The organism is Streptomyces altiplanensis, from assembly GCF_053591575.1.
The window spans coordinates 1-1113 of the sequence record NZ_JBSFUB010000239.1 but is presented as its reverse complement, the minus strand read 5'-3'; the positions used below and the strand labels follow the sequence as shown (position 1 = coordinate 1113).

Genomic DNA, 1113 nt, shown 5'->3' with positions numbered 1-1113 from the left:
TCCCACTCCGCGTTCGTCAGATCCCCACGGCCCATGCAGCCAGCCTGACCTCAACACCCCACTCACGTCAGGAGATCCGAGAAACATCACCTAGACGGACGAGGAACTCTCGGCCTGCTCGTCGCAGAGGGCCTCTCCTGTCTTGAGCGACATGCAGTCGGCAGTCGCGTCCACGGAGGCGAAAACCCGCGAGGAGGCCCGCCGCAACGCATCAATCTCATGAGTGACCCCGCCCATCCACACGGCGAGACTCACCCCGCCGTTGAGAACCAGGGCCAAACGCGTCTCCTCGTGATCACTCATGGAGGGAATGTATGAGGGCGCATTGAATTATCCCCCGAGCGACATGACGGACGCGAGCCACCTGAGTGAACAACATCGGCCCGCCACCCGTCTTGGCCCGCTGCACAGCGATGGCCGGGTCCACCCGGGACGGCGGCGCGGTGCGCTTCGATGGCACGGTGGTAGCCGTCCGACGGGTTTCGGCAGCCGCCGGCGCGGCTGGGCTCCCAGGCAGGCGCGAGGATGGTGCAGGCGCAGGCGTTCGCGCTGGCACGAACGCTGCCACATGGGGGCGTAGCAGCCCTCTGAAGTTTCCCCGTGATGTTGGGCACTCGATCTTTATGCCGCGAGGGCGTGCTGGTGGTGCTGCCTGGTCTCGGCCGGGGTGAGGTAGCCGAAGACCTTGTGCTTGCGCAGACGGCGCCGGTTGTAGAACGTCTCGATGAAGGAGAAGATCTCGTCGCGGGCGATGGCCTGGTCGGGCCAGGTGCGGGTGCCGATCTCTTCCTTGAGCAGGGCCCAGAAGCTCTCCGCGGCGGCGTTGTAGAAGCATAATCCGGTACGGCCACAGCTTTGTCGCAGGCCCAACTCGTCTGCTTCGCTGCGGAATTCGACTGACGTTTATTCGCTGCCGCGATCCGAGCGTGTAATGCATCCCGGTTGCAGGCCGCCACGGCCATAGGCCATCTTCAGGGCGTCGATGACGAGGGAGGCACGGTGGTGATCGGCCATCGCATAAGACATCGTTTCTTATGGCGTGATCATTCGTTGATCCGTGCATGACGGATCTGGTGGAGCGGTTGGTGCCGGAGGAGTTGTGGGTGCTGTTTC

The 1113-nt window shown here is 63.8% G+C and carries 2 protein-coding genes; both read right to left on the bottom strand.

The window, feature by feature from the left end; all coding sequences use genetic code 11:
* Positions 1–90: 90 nt before the first annotated feature.
* On the bottom strand, positions 91–303 hold the full coding sequence (locus ACWD0Y_RS36700; RefSeq protein WP_450264586.1) for a hypothetical protein: 213 nt from the start codon (positions 301–303) through the stop codon (positions 91–93).
* A 318-nt stretch (positions 304–621) separates the two neighbouring features.
* A complete protein-coding gene (locus ACWD0Y_RS36695; protein ID WP_450264585.1) occupies positions 622–870 on the bottom strand; it encodes an IS3 family transposase in 249 nt (82 codons plus the stop codon).
* Positions 871–1113: the final 243 nt, after the last annotated feature.